The sequence below is a fragment of the Myxococcus sp. CA039A genome (assembly GCF_013336645.1).
Classification (GTDB): domain Bacteria; phylum Myxococcota; class Myxococcia; order Myxococcales; family Myxococcaceae; genus Myxococcus; species Myxococcus llanfairpwllgwyngyllgogerychwyrndrobwllllantysiliogogogochensis.
The window spans coordinates 1-18877 of the sequence record NZ_JABUMQ010000225.1 but is presented as its reverse complement, the minus strand read 5'-3'; the positions used below and the strand labels follow the sequence as shown (position 1 = coordinate 18877).

The 18877-nt window shown below is 68.5% G+C and carries 18 protein-coding genes; 4 read left to right on the top strand and 14 right to left on the bottom strand.

Features of this window, described 5'->3' with window-relative positions; genetic code table 11:
* Positions 1 to 209 precede the first annotated feature (209 nt).
* Positions 210 to 425 carry a hypothetical protein gene (locus HR086_RS31275; protein ID WP_174456979.1) on the top strand — a complete coding sequence of 72 codons (216 nt, stop codon included), beginning with the start codon at positions 210 to 212 and terminating at the stop codon, positions 423 to 425.
* Positions 426 to 575: 150 nt separating this feature from the next.
* On the opposite strand, the gene HR086_RS31270 is transcribed toward HR086_RS31275, so the two are convergent.
* The 4 genes from HR086_RS31270 to HR086_RS31255 form a co-directional block, all read right to left on the bottom strand.
* Positions 576 to 1097: a hypothetical protein gene (locus HR086_RS31270; RefSeq protein WP_174456978.1), complete on the bottom strand. Its 522-nt coding sequence runs from the start codon at positions 1095 to 1097 to the stop codon at positions 576 to 578.
* 167 nt (positions 1098 to 1264) lie between these two features.
* Positions 1265 to 1978 carry an MOSC domain-containing protein gene (locus HR086_RS31265; RefSeq protein WP_174467463.1) on the bottom strand — a complete coding sequence of 238 codons (714 nt, stop codon included), beginning with the start codon at positions 1976 to 1978 and terminating at the stop codon, positions 1265 to 1267.
* 132 nt (positions 1979 to 2110) lie between these two features.
* Positions 2111 to 2578 carry an Erp protein gene (locus HR086_RS31260; RefSeq protein ID WP_174467462.1) on the bottom strand — a complete coding sequence of 156 codons (468 nt, stop codon included), beginning with the start codon at positions 2576 to 2578 and terminating at the stop codon, positions 2111 to 2113.
* 35 nt (positions 2579 to 2613) lie between these two features.
* On the bottom strand, positions 2614 to 5097 hold the full coding sequence (locus HR086_RS31255; RefSeq protein WP_254626548.1) for an RND family transporter: 2484 nt from the start codon (positions 5095 to 5097) through the stop codon (positions 2614 to 2616).
* A gap of 456 nt (positions 5098 to 5553) precedes the next feature.
* Here HR086_RS31255 and HR086_RS31250 point away from each other — a divergent pair, with 456 nt between their 5' ends.
* Both HR086_RS31250 and HR086_RS31245 read left to right on the top strand, forming a co-directional pair.
* A complete protein-coding gene (locus HR086_RS31250) occupies positions 5554 to 8031 on the top strand; it encodes an RND family transporter (protein ID WP_174467460.1) in 2478 nt (825 codons plus the stop codon).
* A gap of 59 nt (positions 8032 to 8090) precedes the next feature.
* The gene (locus HR086_RS31245; RefSeq protein WP_174467459.1) at positions 8091 to 8345 is read left to right on the top strand and encodes a hypothetical protein; all 255 of its coding nucleotides are present in this window, start codon (positions 8091 to 8093) and stop codon (positions 8343 to 8345) included.
* A 12-nt stretch (positions 8346 to 8357) separates the two neighbouring features.
* On the opposite strand, the gene HR086_RS31240 is transcribed toward HR086_RS31245, so the two are convergent.
* From HR086_RS31240 to HR086_RS31200, 9 genes are all read right to left on the bottom strand, one after another.
* Complete coding sequence (locus HR086_RS31240) at positions 8358 to 9113, bottom strand: hypothetical protein (RefSeq protein ID WP_174456973.1); 756 nt, start codon at positions 9111 to 9113, stop codon at positions 8358 to 8360.
* A 92-nt stretch (positions 9114 to 9205) separates the two neighbouring features.
* The gene (locus HR086_RS31235) at positions 9206 to 9562 is read right to left on the bottom strand and encodes a hypothetical protein (RefSeq protein WP_174467458.1); all 357 of its coding nucleotides are present in this window, start codon (positions 9560 to 9562) and stop codon (positions 9206 to 9208) included.
* Positions 9563 to 9925: 363 nt separating this feature from the next.
* Positions 9926 to 11107, bottom strand: coding sequence for a cytochrome P450 (locus tag HR086_RS31230; protein ID WP_254624100.1), 1182 nt, complete (start codon positions 11105 to 11107; stop codon positions 9926 to 9928).
* Between the two features lie 84 nt (positions 11108 to 11191).
* Complete coding sequence (locus HR086_RS31225) at positions 11192 to 11773, bottom strand: dual specificity protein phosphatase family protein (protein ID WP_174456971.1); 582 nt, start codon at positions 11771 to 11773, stop codon at positions 11192 to 11194.
* Positions 11770 to 12759 carry a hypothetical protein gene (locus HR086_RS31220; RefSeq protein WP_141645005.1) on the bottom strand — a complete coding sequence of 330 codons (990 nt, stop codon included), beginning with the start codon at positions 12757 to 12759 and terminating at the stop codon, positions 11770 to 11772. The genes HR086_RS31225 and HR086_RS31220 overlap by 4 nt, the downstream gene beginning before the upstream one ends.
* On the bottom strand, positions 12749 to 13993 hold the full coding sequence (locus HR086_RS31215) for a GtrA family protein (protein WP_141645004.1): 1245 nt from the start codon (positions 13991 to 13993) through the stop codon (positions 12749 to 12751). Before HR086_RS31215 ends, HR086_RS31220 begins: the two co-directional genes overlap by 11 nt.
* On the bottom strand, positions 13986 to 14912 hold the full coding sequence (locus HR086_RS31210; RefSeq protein WP_174456970.1) for a phosphatase PAP2 family protein: 927 nt from the start codon (positions 14910 to 14912) through the stop codon (positions 13986 to 13988). The genes HR086_RS31215 and HR086_RS31210 overlap by 8 nt, the downstream gene beginning before the upstream one ends.
* A complete protein-coding gene (locus HR086_RS31205; RefSeq protein ID WP_174456969.1) occupies positions 14890 to 16224 on the bottom strand; it encodes an inositol-3-phosphate synthase in 1335 nt (444 codons plus the stop codon). Before HR086_RS31205 ends, HR086_RS31210 begins: the two co-directional genes overlap by 23 nt.
* Before the next feature lie 481 nt (positions 16225 to 16705).
* Positions 16706 to 17242, bottom strand: coding sequence for a pyridoxamine 5'-phosphate oxidase family protein (locus tag HR086_RS31200; protein ID WP_174456968.1), 537 nt, complete (start codon positions 17240 to 17242; stop codon positions 16706 to 16708).
* A gap of 176 nt (positions 17243 to 17418) precedes the next feature.
* On the opposite strand from HR086_RS31200, the gene HR086_RS31195 reads away from it, so the two are divergent.
* Positions 17419 to 17913 carry a hypothetical protein gene (locus tag HR086_RS31195; RefSeq protein WP_141645000.1) on the top strand — a complete coding sequence of 165 codons (495 nt, stop codon included), beginning with the start codon at positions 17419 to 17421 and terminating at the stop codon, positions 17911 to 17913.
* 34 nt (positions 17914 to 17947) lie between these two features.
* On the opposite strand, the gene HR086_RS31190 is transcribed toward HR086_RS31195, so the two are convergent.
* A complete protein-coding gene (locus tag HR086_RS31190) occupies positions 17948 to 18874 on the bottom strand; it encodes an aldo/keto reductase (protein ID WP_254626549.1) in 927 nt (308 codons plus the stop codon).
* Positions 18875 to 18877 lie beyond the last annotated feature (3 nt).

Genomic DNA, 18877 nt, shown 5'->3' with positions numbered 1-18877 from the left:
CGGAGGGGTTGCTCGGGTCGTTGGTGTGGGTGGTGGCGCAGGCGGTGAGGTGAAGAACGGCGAGGACCGTGAGGAGACGGCGCATGGCGGAGGGCTCCGGTTTGAGAAGGTTTCGGGCGGGGACGCTGCCAATACCTGGCCAACCATTCAAGCAGGGGCTTGCTGCTCGGAGCAGGGACGGCGTCCACGTTGAGGGAAAGGAGGCCGTCATGAGCAAGAAAGACGTGCTGCACATTCCGCCCGATGCCCTTCCCACCATCCCCAAGCGCGACGCGGGAACCGAGGACGAGTCCTCACCGCGCCGCGTACCTCCGACGTTGGACCCGGGTACAGGGCCTGGAGGCACCCCCGGGGCGGATGAGGATCCGCTCATCATCGAGCCGCAGATGAACCCCGGCCGCTATCCCGGGACGAGTGTGAGCTGAACGTCATGAGATGGAGCGCGCGAGGCCCGCGTCCGAAAGGGCGCGGGCCTTTTGCTGTCGGACGTGTGCGAGCCAGTGCCGCTCGCCAGAAATGGTGATGCCCGCGCCGGTCGGGGCGCGGGCATCGGGTGCGCTCGATTCAGCGCGGGGCTACTGCTTGCGGCCGGACTCCGGCTCGCGGGGCGCGCTGGTGTCGGGCGCGTACGGGTCCTCGCGGTCGCTGGAGTCAGGCGTCAGGTCTCCATCCCCGCTCGTGCCGGGGTCGACGGCGGTGTCATCCGCGGGGTCCAGCGTGCCCGAGCCACCCGTGCCCGGGTCCAGCGTCGGGTCCTGACCCGTGGGCGGGTTCAGCGTCGGGTCCTGCCCGGAGGGCGGACTCGTGGACGGGTCATCCACGCCCGTGCCGCCCGTGCCCGGGTCCACGGAGGGGTCCGTGGCTGGCGGTGGACTCATCGTCGGGTCATCCATGCCCGTGCCGCCCGTGCCGGGGTCCGGCGTGGTGCCCGCGGGTGGCGTCGTCGTCTCGCTGCCCGTCGTGGTGCCCGTGTCCGTCGTCGGGGCCGTCGTGTCGTCGCGCTTCGCGCTCGAGTCGGACTTGCAGGCGGTACCAAACACGAGAGCGCCGGCGGCGAGCGAACCCAGGACGAGCTTCGTCTTCAGGAACTTCTTCATGGTGGTTCTCCCACTGGAAAGGTTGGGTTGGTGGTGTGGCTGGCTGCTGCTGGTCGAGAACGTGAGCAGCCAAATCGCGACCTGCAGCGGACGCCCCTCCGGCTGCCTGCTCCCCGGGCAAAGGCAGGAAGCAGCACGTGGGGACCTTGTCCGCGCGCGATTGTCTTTCAGCCGTCTTTGTTCGGGCCCACCAGCCGGGGTTGGTCATCCCCGCGAGTGCCCTGGGAACGGCGGCGCAGGGACTCGCGCCACCCCGGCGTCAGCAGCGGACACTCCGCCAGCGCGGCGGCGTCCTCCCGCCGGTGCTCATGCATCGCCAGGTTGGCGAACGCGACGGTGAACGCGGGGAAGGGACGCTCCACCAACTCCAGCGCGTCGCCCGCACGGACCTTGCCTTCTTCCAGCACGCGGTAGTACCAACCCGTGCGTCCCGTCCGCTGGAGCAACAGCGCCAGTTCCTTGTGCCGCCAGCGCCGCGCGGGCTTCCAACAGGGCTGACGCGGCTGCGACACCTGCACGCGGGCGCCACCCACCCGCAGCACGTCGCCAATGCAGACGCTGTCCTCGGCGCCACCGGAGACGACCCAGTTCTCACCGAAGGCGCCCGGGCCCACGTCCTCACGCGCCAGTTGGGCGCGCCAGAAAGCGTGGTGCGAGGCGGGGTACGCGAGCACCGCCTTCTCCAGTCCCCCATGCACCCGCAGGTCCGCCTGTCCATCTCCGGCCAGCCCCGTGCGCGACAGCCACACGGGCCCCAGCACGGGCTCCTTGTGGATGGCGCTGGTCCACGGCCGCTCCAGCGGGTCCACGGCACCCGGCGTGCCGAACTCGCGGGGCAGGCCCACGTGGAGCGAGAGGATGCGGGGGAGCTCGGTGTCCATCACTCGCGCGACAAAGCAGGCGCGCGAGGCGCTGTCCAGCGGTCCTGACTCGTGAAGGCCGCTCGTTCGACAAGAGGCGGGGGCCGCCCTGAAGGCCGCCCCCGCCTCGTCAACCTCGTGTCGCGTGTGGCGTCAGAAGGTTCCGCCGTCCATCACCGCGCCGCCCGCGGGCGGCTGGAACGTGTCGTCATCCGTGGTGCCCGGCACCACGCCCGAGCCACCCATGCCCGCGTCACCGTCGAGCGTGGGCGTGGTCCCCGGCGCGGACGTCGTCGTGTCCGGGGTCGTCGGGGTGGTGTCGCCCGGCGTCGTCGTGGTGGTGTCGCCCGGTGTCGTCGTGGTGCTGCTGCCGGGGTTCTGCTGTGGCGTGCTGGGCACCGTGCCCGGCGCCGTCTGCGTCGGGTCCATCATCGTCGGGTCCTGCGTTGTCGTGTCCGGAGTCGTCGTACTCCCGGAGCCGCCCGTCGCGGGCTGCCCCGAGGTATTCGGGTCCGTCTGGGCCACCATGACAGGTGCCTCCGTGGAACTGCACGCCGAGCCCAGTGCCAGGGTACCCGCCATGGCACCCGCCCACATCCACCGCCTCATGTGCTTCGCCATTGCCTCCTCCTTCCGTGGGTGTGCGTCACTTCAGCTCAAGGGGTGGCGTGCTCGGGGCCAGGTGCCCCCGCCGCCGCCCGTTCCTTCACTTCCGAATCCATTCGCGCCCGGTGCCGACGCCTCCGTCGCTCCGTCAGCACCAGCAGCAGCGCGGGAAAGGCCACCAGCATGACGAGTAGATTGGTGGCGAAGCCCATACTGGCCAGTGCCCCCACGGAGTTCAGGCCTGGATGCCTGGCCAGGAAGAGCGCGCCGAAGCCCATGGCGCTCGTCAGCAGGCCCCCCGCGATGGCCCGACCTGTCTCCGAGTAGACCTCCACGAAGTCGCTGCCCGGTGACGCCAGGCGTGTCAGCAGATGCACGCCCGCGTCCACCGTCGTCCCGATGAGCACGGGGATGATGAGGATGTTCAGATAGTTGAACTCCACCCCCACCAGCGGCATCAGGCCAATCAGCGCGAGCAGCGACACCACCGTGGGCAAGAGGCACAGCACCGCCATGCGCAGCCCGCCCAAGGTCATCCACATGGCGAGCAGCACCGCCAGCGTCGTGCCTCCGAGGATGAGCGGCGCCTCGTGCGTCACCATGTCCAGCAGGTCCGCCATCACCATGGCCTCACCCGCCGCGGACACGCGCCCCCCATCCAGCGTCGGGGCACCGCGCACCTCGCGCGCCAGGGCCCGCACGGCCTGCCCGTCCGACTGGTCCACCGCCGGGTACACCAGCACGAAGCTCCCGGGTGTCCCCTCGCGTCCCATGAACTGCTGACGCACGCTCGGCGGAAGGTCCTCGAGCGTGAAGGGCCGGGCCTCGCTCTGACGACGCAGTTCCACCAACTGCGTGCGCTGCTCGGGCGACAGGCGCTCTTCAGGGACGTTCTCGAGCAGGCGGTGGATGTCCTGGAGCACGGCCTGCTTGCGCGGCTGGTCCTGGGGCACGAGCGACGACAGCGAGGCCACGAAGTCGATGGTGGAGTCCTTGCCCCGCTCGCGCTGACGCCGGGCCAGGGCGGACGCCATCGCGTGTTCCTCTTGTGTGCTCTTCGTGAGGACGACGACCGGCGTCTGCGAATAGCCGATGATTTCGTTCACCTGCTTGTCGAGCACGAACGAGGGCAGGTCCTGGTCCTCGAGCGTCCCGAAGTTGTAGTCGAAGCGCACCCGAGGCACCTGCGTCAGCAGCCCCACCAACAGCACCGCCGAGACGCCGGTGATGACGTAGCGGTGCCGCACCAGCACGCGCCCGAAGGGGGACTCGCTCGGAGCGACGGCCGCACGCTTCGGACGCCAGCCCCAGCGCGCCGTCAGTCCCAGCAGCGCGGGCAGCACCAGCACGTACGCGGCGATGAGCACCAGCATGCCGATGCCCGCGATGACGCCGAACTCCCGGAACGCGCGCAGCCGAGACGTCCCCAGCACGAAGAAGGTGAGCGCCGCCACCAACGCGGACACCAGGGCCGCGCCGCCGGTGTGCGTGAAGGACTCGCGCGTGGCCTCCTCGGAGGACTCGCCCTCCGTGCGCAGGTGCAGGTAGCGCCCCAACAGGTGGATGCCGTGCTCCACGCCCAGGCCGCCGAGGATGGCGCCCAGAAAGCCCGTCAAGAGATTGACCTGTCCATACAGCAGGGCCACCAGGCCGTACGTCCACGCGAGGCCCATGCCCACCGGTGTCAGCACGAGCCCCACCGCCAGCGCGCTGCGGAAGTGGAAGAGCAGGTAGAGCAGCATCAGCGCCATGGCCACGGCCGACGACACCGCGATGTCGCGGATGATCTGCTTCTGCTGGTCCAGCTTCTTCTGGAAGGTGCCGGTGATTTCCACCCGGAAGCCGGGGCCGTACCTGGACAGGTCCTGCGCGTCGAGCAGCCCGCGCACCTCGTCCACGATGCGGCGCGAGTAGGCGAGGTCCGCCGACGTCATCTCCGGCTTGACGAGCACGACGACGCGCCGGGCCTTCGCGTCCAGGTAGTAGTCGTCCTTCGCGGAGGACAGCTTCTGTCCCGCGGCGCCGCCGTACTTCGCCTCCAGGTCGGAGAAGTCGAGCGTCGGCTCGGGCTCGTCCACCAGCGGCACATAGAGAGGGTTGGCCTGCTGGCGCTCCCATTGGAGCCGCGCGGCGAGCCGACGGTGGACCTCTCGCAGGTCCCCTTCCGACAGGAAGTAGAGCGCCCTGTCGCGGAAGAAGGCGCCCGTGCGCTCCTTCTCCACGAAGCGCACGCCGGGCAGCGCCTGGAGCTTGGGTGCCAGGTCATCCGCGAAGCGGCGAAGCGACTCGGCGTCTCCTCCTTCGCCCACCACCGACACCCAGCCGAGTGCGCCGAAGCGCGTCTCCAACTCGTGCAGGTCCTGCACGCTCTCAAATGAGTTCGGAAGCAGGTCCACCAGGTTCGCGTTGAGCTTGAGGTTGCGAGCGAAGAAGCCCCCCACCGCCGCCAGGAGCAGCGCCAGGCCCAAGGCGAGAATGGGCCGCTGGTGACTGCGTGTTGCCAGGGCCCCGAGGCTCCGCTCCACGCGTCGCATCCAGCGGCGCTCACTCCGCGTCGATGTCGTCGTTGGCTCCGAGTCCATCTGTCACGGTGGCGTCCCGTCCCCAGGCTCCGGCCTCTGCCGGTAGCGTGGAGGGCGGCACGGCTTCCCCTCCCTTGGGTGTCCGCGTGAGCGGCCCCATGTGGTCGGGAACGTGGGGACTCGGCGCGGGGGATGCAGTGCTCGCCGACTGGCCGTCTGCCCCCCGGGAGGGCGGCGGACCCGCTGCTCACGTCCCTGATGCGCGACGCGCCCGGCCGTGCGCTCCACCCGTGGAAGCAGCCGGGCAGACAGCCGGGCGAGGGTCGTTGGGACTTGTTAGAGAAGGTCAGGTCATTCGGTGCCTTACATTCCGCCTTACGGCATAAACGCGTTGACTCCCTGGTTGGCGCATGCCCAAGGTGGGCCGGCCGTTGTTCGGCCCGCAAACAACACAGCAGGTGTCGCAACATGGGTGAGAAGCGTTGGTCGGAGCGGTTCGAGGGGGCGATGGGCCAACTCGCCGCACGCAGCCACCGGCGTCCGTATCAGGCACTGGTGGTGGCGTTGGTGCTCACGCTGCTGGGGGCCTGGTTCGCGAGGACCCTGACGCTCAGCGCGGACTTCGTGGGCCTGCTGCCCAAGGCGTTCCCCAGCGTCCAGGACATCGAGAAGCTGCGCAAGCGCTTCGGTGGCCAGGGCAACGTGGTGTTGGTGGGCATGGGCGCGGAGCCCGAGGTGCTCAAGCGCTTCGCGGACGACATGGCGCCGAAGCTCGCGGAGCTGTCGGAGATTCGCTACGTCAACTACCAACGGCCGAGCGAGTTCTTCGACAAGCACGCGCTGTACTACGTGGACCTGGATGACCTGAAGACCATCCAGGGCCGCATCGACGCGCGCATCGCCTGGGAGAAGGAGCAGGCCAACCCGCTGTTCGTCCGGCTGGATGACGCGCCGCCGCCGTCGGTGGACTTCGCCGACATCGAGCAGAAGTACACCGGCCGCGCCAACCAGCGGCTCTCCGGCCAGGGAGATTTGTACTACCTGGACACGACGGAGCGCGTGGTGGTGCTGATGGCGAAGCCCAAGGGCAGCGCCGCGGACCTGAACTACTCCAAGAAGGTCGTCACCCAGGTGGAGGACTTCCTGGCGAAGCAGGACCTGTCCAAGTACGGGCCGGGCTTCAAGACGGCGGTGACGGGCACGTTCAAGAAGAAGATCGACCAGCAGCGCGTCATCGTCAGTGATTTGGCGACCGCGTCCTCGCTGGCCATGGTGCTCTTGCTGGCGTACCTGGCGTTCCACTTCCGCAGCGCGCTGTCGGTGGGCTTCACCATGCTGCCGGTGCTCGCGGGCCTGGGGTGGACGTACGGCTTCGTCGGGCTGGCGTACGGGCAGGTGAATCTCTTGACGGGCTTCCTGGCGGCGGTGCTCGGCGGTCTGGGTGTGGAGCACGGCATCCACCTGTTGGGGCGCTACGGGACGCTGCGTTCGGAGGGGATGACCTCCGAGGCGGCGGTGCACGAGTCCTTCCGGCACACGGGCTTCTCCGCGCTCATCGCGGCGCTGGTGGCGGCGCTGACGTTCTTGAGCCTGGCGCTGTCGGAGTTCAGGGCGTTCCGCGAGTTCGGCATCATCGCGGCGGTGGGCATGCTGGTGAGCATCTTCGCGTACGTGCTCATCCTGCCGGCGCTGCTCGGGGTGGCTTCGCGCTTTGGCTGGTCGCCGCGCGTGCACCAGGGTGGCACGGGGCCCATGGCGCTGTTGGGGCGGTGGCTGCCGCGTTCCTATCGAGGGGTGGCGGTGGTGATTGGCGTCGGAGTGCTGGCGCTCATCTCGCAGGCGTATCGCATCTCGTTCAACTACGACTCGCGCACGCTGGAGGACTACAAGCAGGCGTCGGCGGTGCTGGACCAGAAGGTGAACAACATCCTGGGCTACTCGCAGACGCCGGTGGTCGTGCTGACGGACTCGCAGGACATGGAGCGCGAGGTCGTCCGGCAGTTGGAGGCGCGCAAGGCGGCGCGGGGCAAGGACTCCACCATCGACTTCGTGGGGGCGCTGGAGGACCTGGTGCCTCGCCAGCAGGCGGAGAAGCGGGCGGTGCTGGAGGCCATCCACACGCGGCTGAACAAGCTGGACCCGGAGCGGCTGCCGGAGGACACGCGGGCGTCGCTGACGCGCGCGCTGAACATGTCGCAGGCGAGGCCCTTCACCCAGGCGGAGCTGCCGGCGAGCGTGCGGCACCAGTTCGAGAGCCTGGATGGGAGCACGGGTGGCGTGGTGCTGGTGTACGCGGGCGGCGGGGTGAGCCTGTCGGACGGCGAGGGCACGCGGCGCTTCTCCAAGGAAGTGCGCGGGCTGCACATGCCGGACGGCAGTCAGGTGTCGGCGGCGGGCGAGGCGCTCATCCTGGCGGACATCCTGGACATGGTGTCGCGCGAGGGCCCGCGGATTCTCGCGGCGGCGGTGCTCAGCGTGCTGGCGGCGATGTGGCTGACATTGGGGCGGCTGCGCACGGCGCTCATCTGCATGGTGCCCACGTTGCTGTCGGTGGCGGGGCTCGTGGGGTTGATGGCGCTCCTGGATTTGCAGTTCAACTACCTGAACATCATGGTGTTGCCGGTGTTGGTGGGCACCACGGTGGATGCGGGTGTGCATCTGGTGCAGCGGCTGGGTGAGCCGGGCGCGGACTTCATCTCCGTATATGGGGAGACGGGCCGGGCGATTACGGGCGGCCTCTTGACGAGCGCCATCGGCTTCGTGGCGTTGGTGCTGGCGAAGCACCCGGGGCTGAACTCGATTGGTGACCTGGCGAACCTGGGGTTCGGGTTGAACCTGGTCATCGTGCTGCTGGGGTTCCCGTCGCTGCTGTTGCTGGTGGAGCGGTGGCGTCGCAAGCATGGGGCCACGGCGGAGCAGCCGGAGCAGCCCGCGCCGGAAGCGTGAGTCATGCGCGGCCGGGGCGCCGTGGTGGTGCCCTGGTCGGTGTCCGAGGAGGGCAGGGTATGAAGCGGAGCGGGTGGTTCGCGGCGGTGACAGTGGCTGTGGCCCTGGCGGGCTGTGGCCATGGTGGGAAGAAGGAAGAGAAGAAGGGCGACACGCGCTGCGAGGAGTCGCGGAACCTCTCGTGCATCACTGGCACGGAGTGTTCCATGGACCGCGAGCGTGGCTGTGAGGTCTGTCGCTGTTCTCCCGCGGATGCGCTGACACCCACGGACAAGCGCCGGCCCACGGCGATGGAGCCGCAGCAGCGCTGGTAGGGCGGGGACGGGCTACACGAGGTGAGCGACTTCGACGTCGAGGCGCTTCACCTTCAGCTCTGTCAGGAGCCCATGCAGCTTGGGTGACATGAGCAGGAGCGGGTGAGGGCGCAGGATTCCGCTCCGCATCCCCACCAGTTGCCGTGTCCAGGTCAGGTCGCTTCCGTCGTAGTCGCCGCGCCGCAGCGAGAGCTCGGAGAGCACATTCAGGCCGACGACGTGGCCCTTGGGGCAGCGCTGCGCGTTGTCCTCATCGTGGTCGAAGGGGTCATTGCCCGTGAGTGTGGCGGGCAGGATGTCGACTGGGGGCGCTGTCACGATGAGCTGATGCCACTCCTTCACTGGCTCTGACCGCGCACCAGCTCGCCGGATGGGTCGGAAGTCCACGCCGGTGATTCCATGCTCCCGCCAGAGGTCGGCGAGCCGAGCGGAGATGACCCATTCGTGGGAGATGGTTCGAGCGAGGTCCACGCGCTGGGGAATCCGGCGCACGTCCAGGCTCAAGTCGGAGACCTGCCGCGCGCCCGCTCCACACAGCGTGCACGCGGTGGATTCATCGTATGCGGTGCCACACGCCTCTCCAGCCGGCTCGAAGACGGCCTCCAGTCCCAGCTTGAGCAACTCGGCGGACTTCAGTTCTCCCACGGAGTAGTGGCGAAGGATGCGCCAGCCCGCGAAGAACATCTGGCCTTGCTGACGCAGGGCGCGGTCAATCTCCCTGACGCGCGACACGCGGCCATCGTCGGTGGGGAGAGTGACCTTGCGCACCGTGCCACTCGGAAGCACAACGCCCTCGTCTTCGTGAAAGAGTCGCCATGCTTCCGTTTCCTCGACACGGAGTTCGATGGTTTCGCGCATGGTCAGGGCTGGAGTCCGATGAGCTGCGGGATGGGATACTGGGAGTAGACCTGGACCAGGAGGAGTTGAAGTTTCTCTGGAGGAGGCCGCTCCTGGCCATAGGCCCAGCGCTCTCGAAACGCCTGGGTGATGGCCTTGTGGTAGGCGGTTGGCAGTCGATAGGTCGCGCCTGATTTAGCACCGCCCAGGTACATCGGTATCAGGTGATGTTCCTGGAAGCCCGTGCTGCTCGGATAGCGTGCCTGAGCTTCCTTGAGACGCTGGGCATAGCGCTGACGAGCCTGCTGGACGACTTGATGGTTCGCCAGCCGGTGTGCCTGGAGCTGGCTCTGCTGTGGTGTCGGCGTCGGGGTGAGCAAGGGCGCGCGTCGCCACTGGCGTGCTCCAGGCCCCCGACGAAGCGGTGGCCTCATCCCCGCGTTCTCGCAGGAGGTGTCGGTCCGCGAAGCGCAGTATGAATCTGGCCGTTCGCTCTCGGCTTGGCCCGTGTCCACCTGCATGTCGTCTGGCAGGAAGGCCCCGGTGGTACCGTCGTCTGCCGTGACATGGAGGCTGCCCCAGTCGCGAAGGTTGACGGTGGCGGCACCACAGCCCAGTTGAAGCAGGACCAGGACACAACACCACAGGCTCAGATGCCAGGCAGGTGGAGCGCGCATCCATCCTCCATGTCGAGTTTGGGTCGGCCTCCCCATCTTCTTCCAAACTCGCGGGATGGGACGAAGTCAGCTCCGTGCGCCAGGCTCGAAGCGCAGTGGCAGGTGCGTGGGGCCGTGGACATGGAGCGCCTGACGCGGCTGCCAGGGCTCGTCGCTCGCGAGCCGGAAGTCGCGCAGCCGCTCCAAAAGGTCCGTGAGCGCCACCCGCGCCTCCATGCGGGAGAGCGCCGCACCCAGGCAGAAGTGGATGCCGTGCCCGAAGGCGAGGTGCGGATTGGGGTCCCTGCCAATATCGAACCGCTCCGGCTCACGGAACTGCTTCGGGTCCCGATTCGCGGAGCCAATCATCGGCAGCACGAACTTCCCCTCCGGAATCACCCGCCCGTGTAGCTCCACCGCACGCTTCGTCGAGCGGAACATCGACTGCGCCGGAGACCGGAACCGCAGCACCTCCTCGATGGCCAGGGGCAACAACCCCGGCTCCGCCTTCAGTCGCGCCAACTGGTCCGGGGACTCCATGAAACACAGCAGCGCGTTGTTGATGAGGTTGGTCGTCGTCTCCGTCCCCGCCGCCAGGAGCAACTGGAAGAACCCCAGAAGCTCCTTCGCGTCCAGCCGCTCCCCATCCACCTCCGCCTCGACCAGCCGGGTCAGCAGGTCATCCCGCGGCGCCCTCCTGCGTTCATCCAGGATGCCCGCCAGATAGGTCCGCATCTCGTCCCGCGCCGCCGCGTTCTCCTCCATCGCCCGCTTCGACTCGTCCCCACCCGCGATGGTGTAGCTGAGCTTCATGATGATGTCCCCCCACCGCAGGAACCGCGCCCGGTCCTCGACGGGAATCCCAATCATCTTCGCGATGACCATCGCCGGCAGCAGGCTGGAGTAGTCCGCCACCAAATCCAGCTCCCCACGCTCCACCGTCACATCCAGCAGCTCCCGGGACAGCTCCCGCACGTGCGGCTCCAGGTTGGCGATGGAGCGCGGCGTGAAGGCCCGCATGATGATGCCGCGCAGCTTCGTGTGCCGGGGCGGGTCCGAGAACAGCAGCCAGTCCGGCGTCGTCCCCGTCTCCGTCGTGACGACGGAGCTGAACGCGTCATGGTCCTGCAGCGCCCACTTCACGCTGTCGTAGTCGAAGAGAATCCACAGGTCCTCCCGTGGCTCGTGCAACAGCGGCGAGTCCGCGCGCAACTTCGCGTAGAGGGGAAAGGGATTGCGGCGCACGTCATCGGTGAAGAGCTCCAGCATTCCTTGGCGTCTCCGGGACGCCAGGGTAGGAACCCCAGGTTCCAGAGCGAAACCGTGCCGGACTGAACCGTCCAGCCGAGGACGCTAGGCCGCTCGTTCCGCGCGCCGTGCCGCCCACGCGGTGACGAAGTCCGCGAGGCCGCCCAACTGCCGGTCATTGAGCGTGCACTGCCACCGGGCCTGTCGCAGCGCGCGGTACGCCGCCGGAGCCTCCCAGCCGCGCGCCACCATCACCGCCAACCCCATCAACGGGCCCCGCCCCACACCGTGCTCGCAGTGCGCATAGAGGTGCCCACCCCGCTCCAGCCGGGGCAATGCCCACTCGACACCTTGCAGGAGCTGCTCCACCGACGGCGGATAGCGGTCCGTCACCGGCAGGTTCAACAACTCGATGCCCAGCGCTTCCAGCGCCTTCGCGTCGTCGACACTCTCGGCGCGCAAATCAATCACCGCGGTGATTCCTCGCGCCTTCAGCTCCGCGTAGCGCGACGGCGGCACCGAGCCACCCACGTGCAACCAGTCGCTCACGTGCGACACGTTGAGGCCGCGCCCCGGCAGCTTCGTGGTCCACTCCACGCAGCGCGCCACCGAGCGCAGCACCTGCTTGCGCACCCAGCCTCGCACGCCGGGCACATGGTGCACGTCCCGCAACAACGAAACGCTCACGGGTCTCCCTCGAGCGACACTTCCATCAACCCCGTCACCGGCGCCTTCCCCGCGCGCTCCAACACCGCCCGGTGCAGGTACGTCACGGGAGCGCCCACCACGGGCTTGATGAGCCCACCCAGCACGCCCAGCTCTTCCACGGGCGCGCTGCGCTGCAACAGCGACGTGGAGCGCAGCACCATCACCTTCGCCCCGTCGCCGCCGAAGACATCCACCGTCCAGACGCTCCGCTCCTTCGTGCCCTCGCGGCTGAGCGTGAAGGACTCCAGCTGGGTCGGCGTGCCACCCTCCGTCCACGAGTACACCGGACCGAACTCACCGTCCTGCCCCTCGCGCCCCAGCAACACCATCCGCTCCCCGCCCTCGCGCAGGGCCCGGAAGCGCACCCAGCGCCTGGCCAGCTTCGCCGGAGCAATGGTGGAGCGCGTGTGGTCCGCGTAGCCGCCACCGGCCTGCTCCAGCTCCGCGCTCTTGGGCGGCTGCACCTTCGCCTTCAGTGGGCTGAAGGCCAGCATCATCTCGTGCCGGTAGCGCGCGTTGCCCACTTCCACTTCCGAGCCTTCCGGCGAGCGGGGTGCCATGGGCGCCGCGTATTCCAGCACCACCCGCCCACCGTCCAGCGGCGCTTCCACCCGCGTCACGCCCTCCGCCGAACGCGCCGAGCACGTGCCCACGCGCAGCGTGCCGGTGGCCGCGTCGTAGCCCCACTCGCGCGAGCCCACCTTCTTCTGCGCCGTCCACGCGCGCTGGCCCGGCCGCAGCACCGTCGCGCGGCAGATGCCCGTGCGCGAGCCCGGACCGATGTTCGTCACCTGCAACTGCACCAGCACGAAGGTGCTGTCCTCCAGGTCCCCGATGAAGGTGAAGCTCTCCCCGTACGTGTCGCTCGGGGAGGCCGAGGGCTCCAGCGTCGCTCCCGCCGCCACGGTGGGCAGCGCGAGCGACAAGAGGAGACCCAGGACCCGGAGCCGCGCCTCACGCCGCATGGGGGCGCTGCTCCAGCAGCGCGTCCGGCGACGTCGTGTCGTTGAAGACGTAGTCGCGCTGCAGCGGCAGGTTCCACGCGAAGTACACCACGCCGCGCACCAGCCACCAGCCCAGCGTGTAGGCCAGTTGCGGATGCAGCGTCAGCAGCGCCACGCCGCCCGCGTTGAGCAGCGCGCTTGTCCCGCTCACCACCGCGTAGCGCATCATCTGCCGGCCCACCGCCGCCGTGCTGCGGAAGGTGAACACGCGGTTGATGGAGTAGTTCACCACCGCGCCCAACAGCGCGCCCAGCACCGTGGCCCACGCGGGCAACAGCCCCGCCCACTCCACCAGCGCCAGCACCACCGCGAAGTCCGCCACCGTGGCCACCGCGCCCGCCGCCGCGTTGAGGCCGACAATCGCCTTCTCCGAACGCGCCTCCTGCCGCTTGGGCGCCAGCGCCTTCACCAGATTCCGGAAGCGGGAGATGGCCGTCAGGTTGCTCATGATGGCGACGAAGACGAGCCCCACCACCGCCATCCAGTGCATGGGGTGCTTCTCCTGGGGCCAGAACACGGCCTCCAGAATCGGCGACAGCGCCGTGCCCGCGCCCAGGAAGAGCACCCGCTCCAGCCGCTGCATCGCGCCGTCACGCACGTTGACGCCCAGGCCCTCGCCCTTGGCGCGGACATACGGCACCAGCGACGAACCCAGCAGCGCACCCAGCGCCGGCAGCAGCACCCAGGTGTCCCGGTAGTACCAGGCAAGGCCCATCAACATGGCCGAGTCCACGTACCTGTCGAGCACCGAGTCCAGCGCCGCGCCCGCGGGGTTGGCCTCCTTGCGTGTACGGGCGATGCGCCCGTCCATGACGTCCAGGATGCCCGCGCCCAGGAACAGCCAGCCGCCCAGCGCGAAGCGGCCCGCCGCCACCGCCACGCCGGAGGAGATGCCGAGCAGGCCCGACAGCATGGACAGCGCGTTGGCCGGAAGGCCCGAGCGCAGAATCAGCGCCCACAACGGCTGGATGACCCAGAAGAAGTAGTGCCGGAGGAAGTAGCCGACGAACCCGGCGTTGCCCCGCTTGAGCGTCTCCTCGTCGCGAGGCACGCCCTTGAAGGCCACGCGGATACAGAAGATGAGCAGGCCTCCCAGGAAGTACACACAGGCGAGGATGGCCGGACCCAACGCGGTCCAGATGCGAGCCGAGGGGGACAGGTTTCCGGTCAACCAGGCGACCACGTTCTCAAGCACGGGTGTCCCCTCCAGGAGTCAGCGGCAGCGTGACGGTCATGGGTGCGCTCTTGCGCGAAAAGGCCAGCTCCACCGCCAGGAAGGCGGCGAGCGCGAACACGAGGCCCGCGAGCACATCCAGGATGTAGTGGTGCGTCAGATAGACAGCGGAGAAACCAACCAGCAAGGCGAACGCCCCCGTGGCCAGACGCCACTTCGGGCCATCCCGCCAGACGAAGAGCATCACCATGAAGGGATAGGAGGCGTGCAACGAGGGCATGGCCCCGAAGACGTTGGGATTGCGGGCGTAGAAGCCGGCGAAGTAGTTGATGCCCAACAGTGCGTCGAAGCGCGCCGTGCCCGCGGGACTGGGCAGTGCGGCGAGGTTCGCCGGGCCCGGGCCGTACTGAAGGATGTACCAGGGCGGAGCCGCCGGATAGAGCAGGTAGGTGACCATGCCCAGGGCGTTCACAAGCAGGAAGGCCCAGCACAGCTTCTCGAAGCGCGCGTCCTTCTTCACGAAGAAGAAGATGGCCATCAAGAAGACTTCGTAAAGGTAGGCCGCGTAGGCGAAGCCGCACAGCAGGTCCAACACGGCGTGCGAGCGGGTGCTCCACCACAGGGGCCAGTTGACACCCCCGGGGGCGGGGAACCACTGGCGCTCCCAGTCCCACAAGTCACCCGTGTGGATGCCGCCCCGAAGGAACAGCCAGAGTCCCTGGCTGTCCATCAGCATGCCGGTCAGCCATAGCGGGAACCCGCCGAAGAGGAAGCGCCGCGTGCGGGGGCCCGCCCAGGCCACCCCCACCAGCAGCACGTCCGCGACGACGTGGTCCCACCGGAGCCGACCGGTGGCCGTCACGAGCATCAAGTGGCCCACACCCAGCAGGGTGACGAGCCACGTGAAGGCCGGACTCTTAGCGAGCGAGCGGGAGGTCATCCCCGTAGTAGTCGAGTCCGAGGTGGGTGATGGGCTCTTCGCCCGCCACGACGCGCAGGGTGTTCTTCAGCTTGGTGAGCTGGATGAACAGGTCATGCTCGACGGGCAGGCCGGGCTGCGCCATGGGGCTCTTGAAGTAGAAGGACATCCACTCCTGGATGCCGCGCCACTCCAGCCGCTTGGCCAGGTCCAGGAACAGCGCGATGTCCAGCACCAGCGGCGCCGCCAGGATGGAGTCGCGGCAGAGGAAGTTGACCTTGATCTGCATCGGATAGCCGAGCCACCCGGTGATGTCGATGTTGTCCCAACCCTCCTTCGCGTCGCCGCGGGGCGGGTAGTAGTGGATGGACACCTTGTGCGAGTACTTGCTGTACAGCTCGGGGTACAGGTCCGGCTGCAGGATGGTGTCCAGCACGCTCGACTTGGTGACTTCCTTGGCCTTGAAGGCCGCGGGGTCGTCGAGCACCTCGCCATCGCGGTTGCCGAGGATGTTGGTGGAGAACCACCCCTCGAGGCCGAGCATGCGGGCCTTGAGCGCGGGGGCGATGACCGTCTTCATCATCGTCTGGCCGCTCTTGAGGTCACGGCCCGCGACGGGGATGCCCTCCAGCTTCGCCAGCTCCTGCAGCGCGGGCGTGTCCACGCTCGCGTTGGGCGTCGCGTTGGCGAACGGCACGCCTTCCTTGATGGCGGCGTACGTGTAGAGCGCGGTGGGGTTGATGTCCGTGCTGTTCTCGTCCAGCGCCTTCTCGAAGGCGGCCAGCGTCTTGAAGGACTCCGGCAGGGGACGGAAGGTCTCCACGCTGCTGCACACCACCATGACGGCGCGCTTGGCGTTGAGCTCCTTCTTGAAGTCGCGGATGTCCTGGCGCAGCGCTTCAATGCTCTCGCGGTGCGTCTTGGTGGCCTTGGCGTGGTTGGCCTCGATGCGGCGGACGAACTCGGCGTCGTGCACGCCCTTCTTGGGCTTGATGCCCTGGAGGAAGGGCTTCACCTGCTCCAGGTGCTTGTCGTGCAGCACGCCGGAGCGCACCGCGACCTGGTACGCGTCCTCGCTGATGATGTCCCAGGCGCCGAAGACCACGTCGTTCAGTCCCGTCAGGGGCACCAGCTCACCCAGCTTCACGGTGCGCCCGTCCGTCCGCTTGCCCAGGCGCGCGGTCCCCATCTGCGTCAGGGACCCGATGGGTGCGCCCTTGCCCTGCCGCGCCAGCTCCACACCCGCCATCAGCGTCGTGGACACCGCGCCCAGGCCGGGGATGAGCACCGCCAGCTTGCCCTCGGGCTTCGAGACCGACTTCTTGTTCTCCATCGTGGATTCCTTCGAAAGGCGGTTTTGACGCCCTGTGGTGAGTCTTCTTCGGATTCGCCGCTGCGCACCGACCTGATGCCGTGGGGTATGCGGAAAATCTCGAATGCGGATGGTTGATACTCTAAAGCGTTCGTGACTTCAACGTCATGTGGGGCGGCTGGTTAGCACGCCATGGGGCGGACTGATGGATCACCCCAGCCCCAGGTACAAGACGAGCCGAACGCGCCTGTCAGAGAAACACCAGGTCGTGAGAAAAGTGACACCTGCCCGACCGTACATGGGCATGACGGGTAGGTCGGAGTCGTTTCCGACCCGCTGGCTACGGTGTATGGGGGTGTATTGCTGCGTGTGTGCCTTCGAGGGGTGTGGGACGGGCCAGTCATGGCGCCCAGGCGCTTCCGGCGCAACCCCAAGTCGAGGCAGGCAGGGCCCACCCGCCACTTCCCGTAAAGAGAGGGGAGGGTGGGCCCGGGGAGGGACGTCAGTGGGGGCCCGTGCCGCCGCCGCCGTTCAGCTCCAGGGCCTGGTGGTCGCCAGGGGCGTAGGGCTTCCCGGACAGGACGGCCTTGAGCATGCCGGCCAGTTGCACCATGCGGCTGGAGGGAGCGTCCCAGTACTCGGCGCGCTCCACGCGCACGCACAGAAGCGCGAGCTCTGGATCATCCACGCCCTGGGGGAACCACGCCTTGAGAGCGGGGCTCCACAGCTCCCGGACCTTGCGGGCGTCCTTCACCAACTGACAGCGACCGCTGACGGACACGTAGCGTTCGCGGGTGGGGTCGGCGAAGGAGACGTTGACGTGGTGGTCCTGCTCCACCTCGTCGACCTTGTGGGAGTGCTCTCGGGTGAAGAACCAGAGTTCTCCGTCGAAGTCATGGTCCTGGGTCCACATCGGCCTGCTGTGCAGGCTCCCGTCGCTCTCCACCGTGGTCATCATCGCGACCTTGATGCCGTGGATGAGGTCTCCCAGATGTTCGACGGCGTCGCGGGTGCCTTGCTCCTTCTTCTTGGTGCTCATGCGCTCCTCCTGAGTTGGAAAGGTAGGCAGGGTGGAGGGGAGCGAGCATGGGACGGCCGGTCGGATGGCGCCTGGGCAGGCGGGCGGTGTGGTAGGTGGCGAGGGCCTCCCTGGTGGAGGGGAGACCTGGGGCTCCACGTGAGTGGGGAACCTGGGGATGGAAAGCGAGTGCGACGATGCTGAAGACCGCGTGGAACGAGTGGTGCCTGAAGGCGCTGCAGATTGAGACAGCCCTCCTGGCACTGGAGGAAATCGAGCTGCCCGAGGAGATGCACGGGCTGCAGGACGCGGCGGAGGAGAAGTTGCTGGAGCTGGGGCGCGCCTGGAAGGGGCGGCAGCCGCAGAAGGATGGGCGCCGGTGGGAGCGGCAGACCCTGGAGGGCGGCGCGCCGAGCGACGCGGAGCTCCAGGAGGTCGTCGACGAGTTCCGCGGGGACGGCAAGAAGTGGACGCTGCTCAGGGCCACCAGCGACAAGCAGGAGGTCGTGGAGGTGGTGGTGTCGGAGGGCCGCGCGTGCATGGTGGCCGGCGGCTCGTACTACCTGGGCCAGTGGGACGCGAAGGACGAGGTGCTCGAGGTGGGCCGCGATGACGACGCGGGAGAGCCCGGCACCGGCGTGGTGTTGTCCGCCACCGCCGAGGTCCAGTTCACGCCGGACCCGGAGCTGTAGCCCGCGTCACGCGGGCCTTCGAGCGCGCGAAGTTTCAGGAGTCCAGCACGCGCGCCATGCGCTCGCGTGTCTTCGCGTCGGGCAGGCGTCCGAAGCCAGCGCGGACGTTGTCGGCGACGTGCTCGGGGTTGCTCGTGGCGGGCAGCGGGCAGTGCACGGCGGGGTGGCCGAGGATGAACTTCAGGAAGAACTGCGCCCAGCTCGCGCAGTCGAAGTCCGCGGCCCACGCCGGCAGCGCGCGGCCCTTCACCTGTCGGAGGAGCTGCCCCGTGGCGAAGGGCTGCATGACGAGCACCGCCACGCCGTGCTCGGCGGCGGCGGGGAGCAGGCGCTTCTCCGCGTCGCGCTCGGCGAGTGAGTAGGGCAGCTGGATGAAGTCCAGGGTCTGCTCACGCAAGAGGCGCTCCAGGTCATCGAAGGCGCTTCGGGCGTAGTGGGTGATGCCGACGTAGCGCACGCGGCCTTGCGCCTTCCACTCGCGCAGCACGGGCAGATGGGTGCGCCAGTCGACGAGGTTGTGGACCTGGAAGAGGTCCATGTGCCCTCGCCCCATGTCCTTCACGGAGGTCTCCAGTTGGGCGAGGCCCGCATCGCGGCCCGTCGTCCAGACCTTCGTGGCGAGGAAGGGTTTGGGCGCGTCCGCGAGCGAGGCGAGCACGTCCCCCACGACGCGCTCCGCCCGGCCGTACATGGGCGAGGAGTCGATGAGCCGCGCCCCTGAGTCGAGGAAGTGCTGGAGCACCTGCTTCAAGGGCGCGCGCTCGGCGGCGGAGGTCCCCACGTCGAAGGTCTGCCAGGTGCCGAGGCCGATGACGGGCAGGGCCTCGCCCGACTTGGGGATGGGACGGGTGAGCATGGGGGTCTTCACGGTGGGAGCGGGTTTCGCGGCCCGAGTCTGGCCCGGGAGCAGCGCGGCGCCGAGCCCCGCGGTGAGCACGTCCCGACGCGAGGGCGGGGACAGGGG

Coding starts and splice junctions, on each gene's coding strand:
- HR086_RS31275 (WP_174456979.1), top strand. CDS start 210: ATGAGCAAGAAAGACGTGCTGCACATTCCGCCCGATGCCCTTCCCACC.
- HR086_RS31270 (WP_174456978.1), bottom strand. CDS start 1,097: ATGAAGAAGTTCCTGAAGACGAAGCTCGTCCTGGGTTCGCTCGCCGCC.
- HR086_RS31230 (WP_254624100.1), bottom strand. CDS start 11,107: ATGCTGGAGCTCTTCACCGATGACGTGCGCCGCAATCCCTTTCCCCTC.
- HR086_RS31260 (WP_174467462.1), bottom strand. CDS start 2,578: ATGGCGAAGCACATGAGGCGGTGGATGTGGGCGGGTGCCATGGCGGGT.
- HR086_RS31245 (WP_174467459.1), top strand. CDS start 8,091: ATGAAGCGGAGCGGGTGGTTCGCGGCGGTGACAGTGGCTGTGGCCCTG.
- HR086_RS31265 (WP_174467463.1), bottom strand. CDS start 1,978: ATGGACACCGAGCTCCCCCGCATCCTCTCGCTCCACGTGGGCCTGCCC.
- HR086_RS31250 (WP_174467460.1), top strand. CDS start 5,554: ATGGGTGAGAAGCGTTGGTCGGAGCGGTTCGAGGGGGCGATGGGCCAA.
- HR086_RS31200 (WP_174456968.1), bottom strand. CDS start 17,242: ATGAGCACCAAGAAGAAGGAGCAAGGCACCCGCGACGCCGTCGAACAT.
- HR086_RS31255 (WP_254626548.1), bottom strand. CDS start 5,097: ATGCGACGCGTGGAGCGGAGCCTCGGGGCCCTGGCAACACGCAGTCAC.
- HR086_RS31195 (WP_141645000.1), top strand. CDS start 17,419: ATGCTGAAGACCGCGTGGAACGAGTGGTGCCTGAAGGCGCTGCAGATT.
- HR086_RS31220 (WP_141645005.1), bottom strand. CDS start 12,759: ATGCGGCGTGAGGCGCGGCTCCGGGTCCTGGGTCTCCTCTTGTCGCTC.
- HR086_RS31205 (WP_174456969.1), bottom strand. CDS start 16,224: ATGGAGAACAAGAAGTCGGTCTCGAAGCCCGAGGGCAAGCTGGCGGTG.
- HR086_RS31210 (WP_174456970.1), bottom strand. CDS start 14,912: ATGACCTCCCGCTCGCTCGCTAAGAGTCCGGCCTTCACGTGGCTCGTC.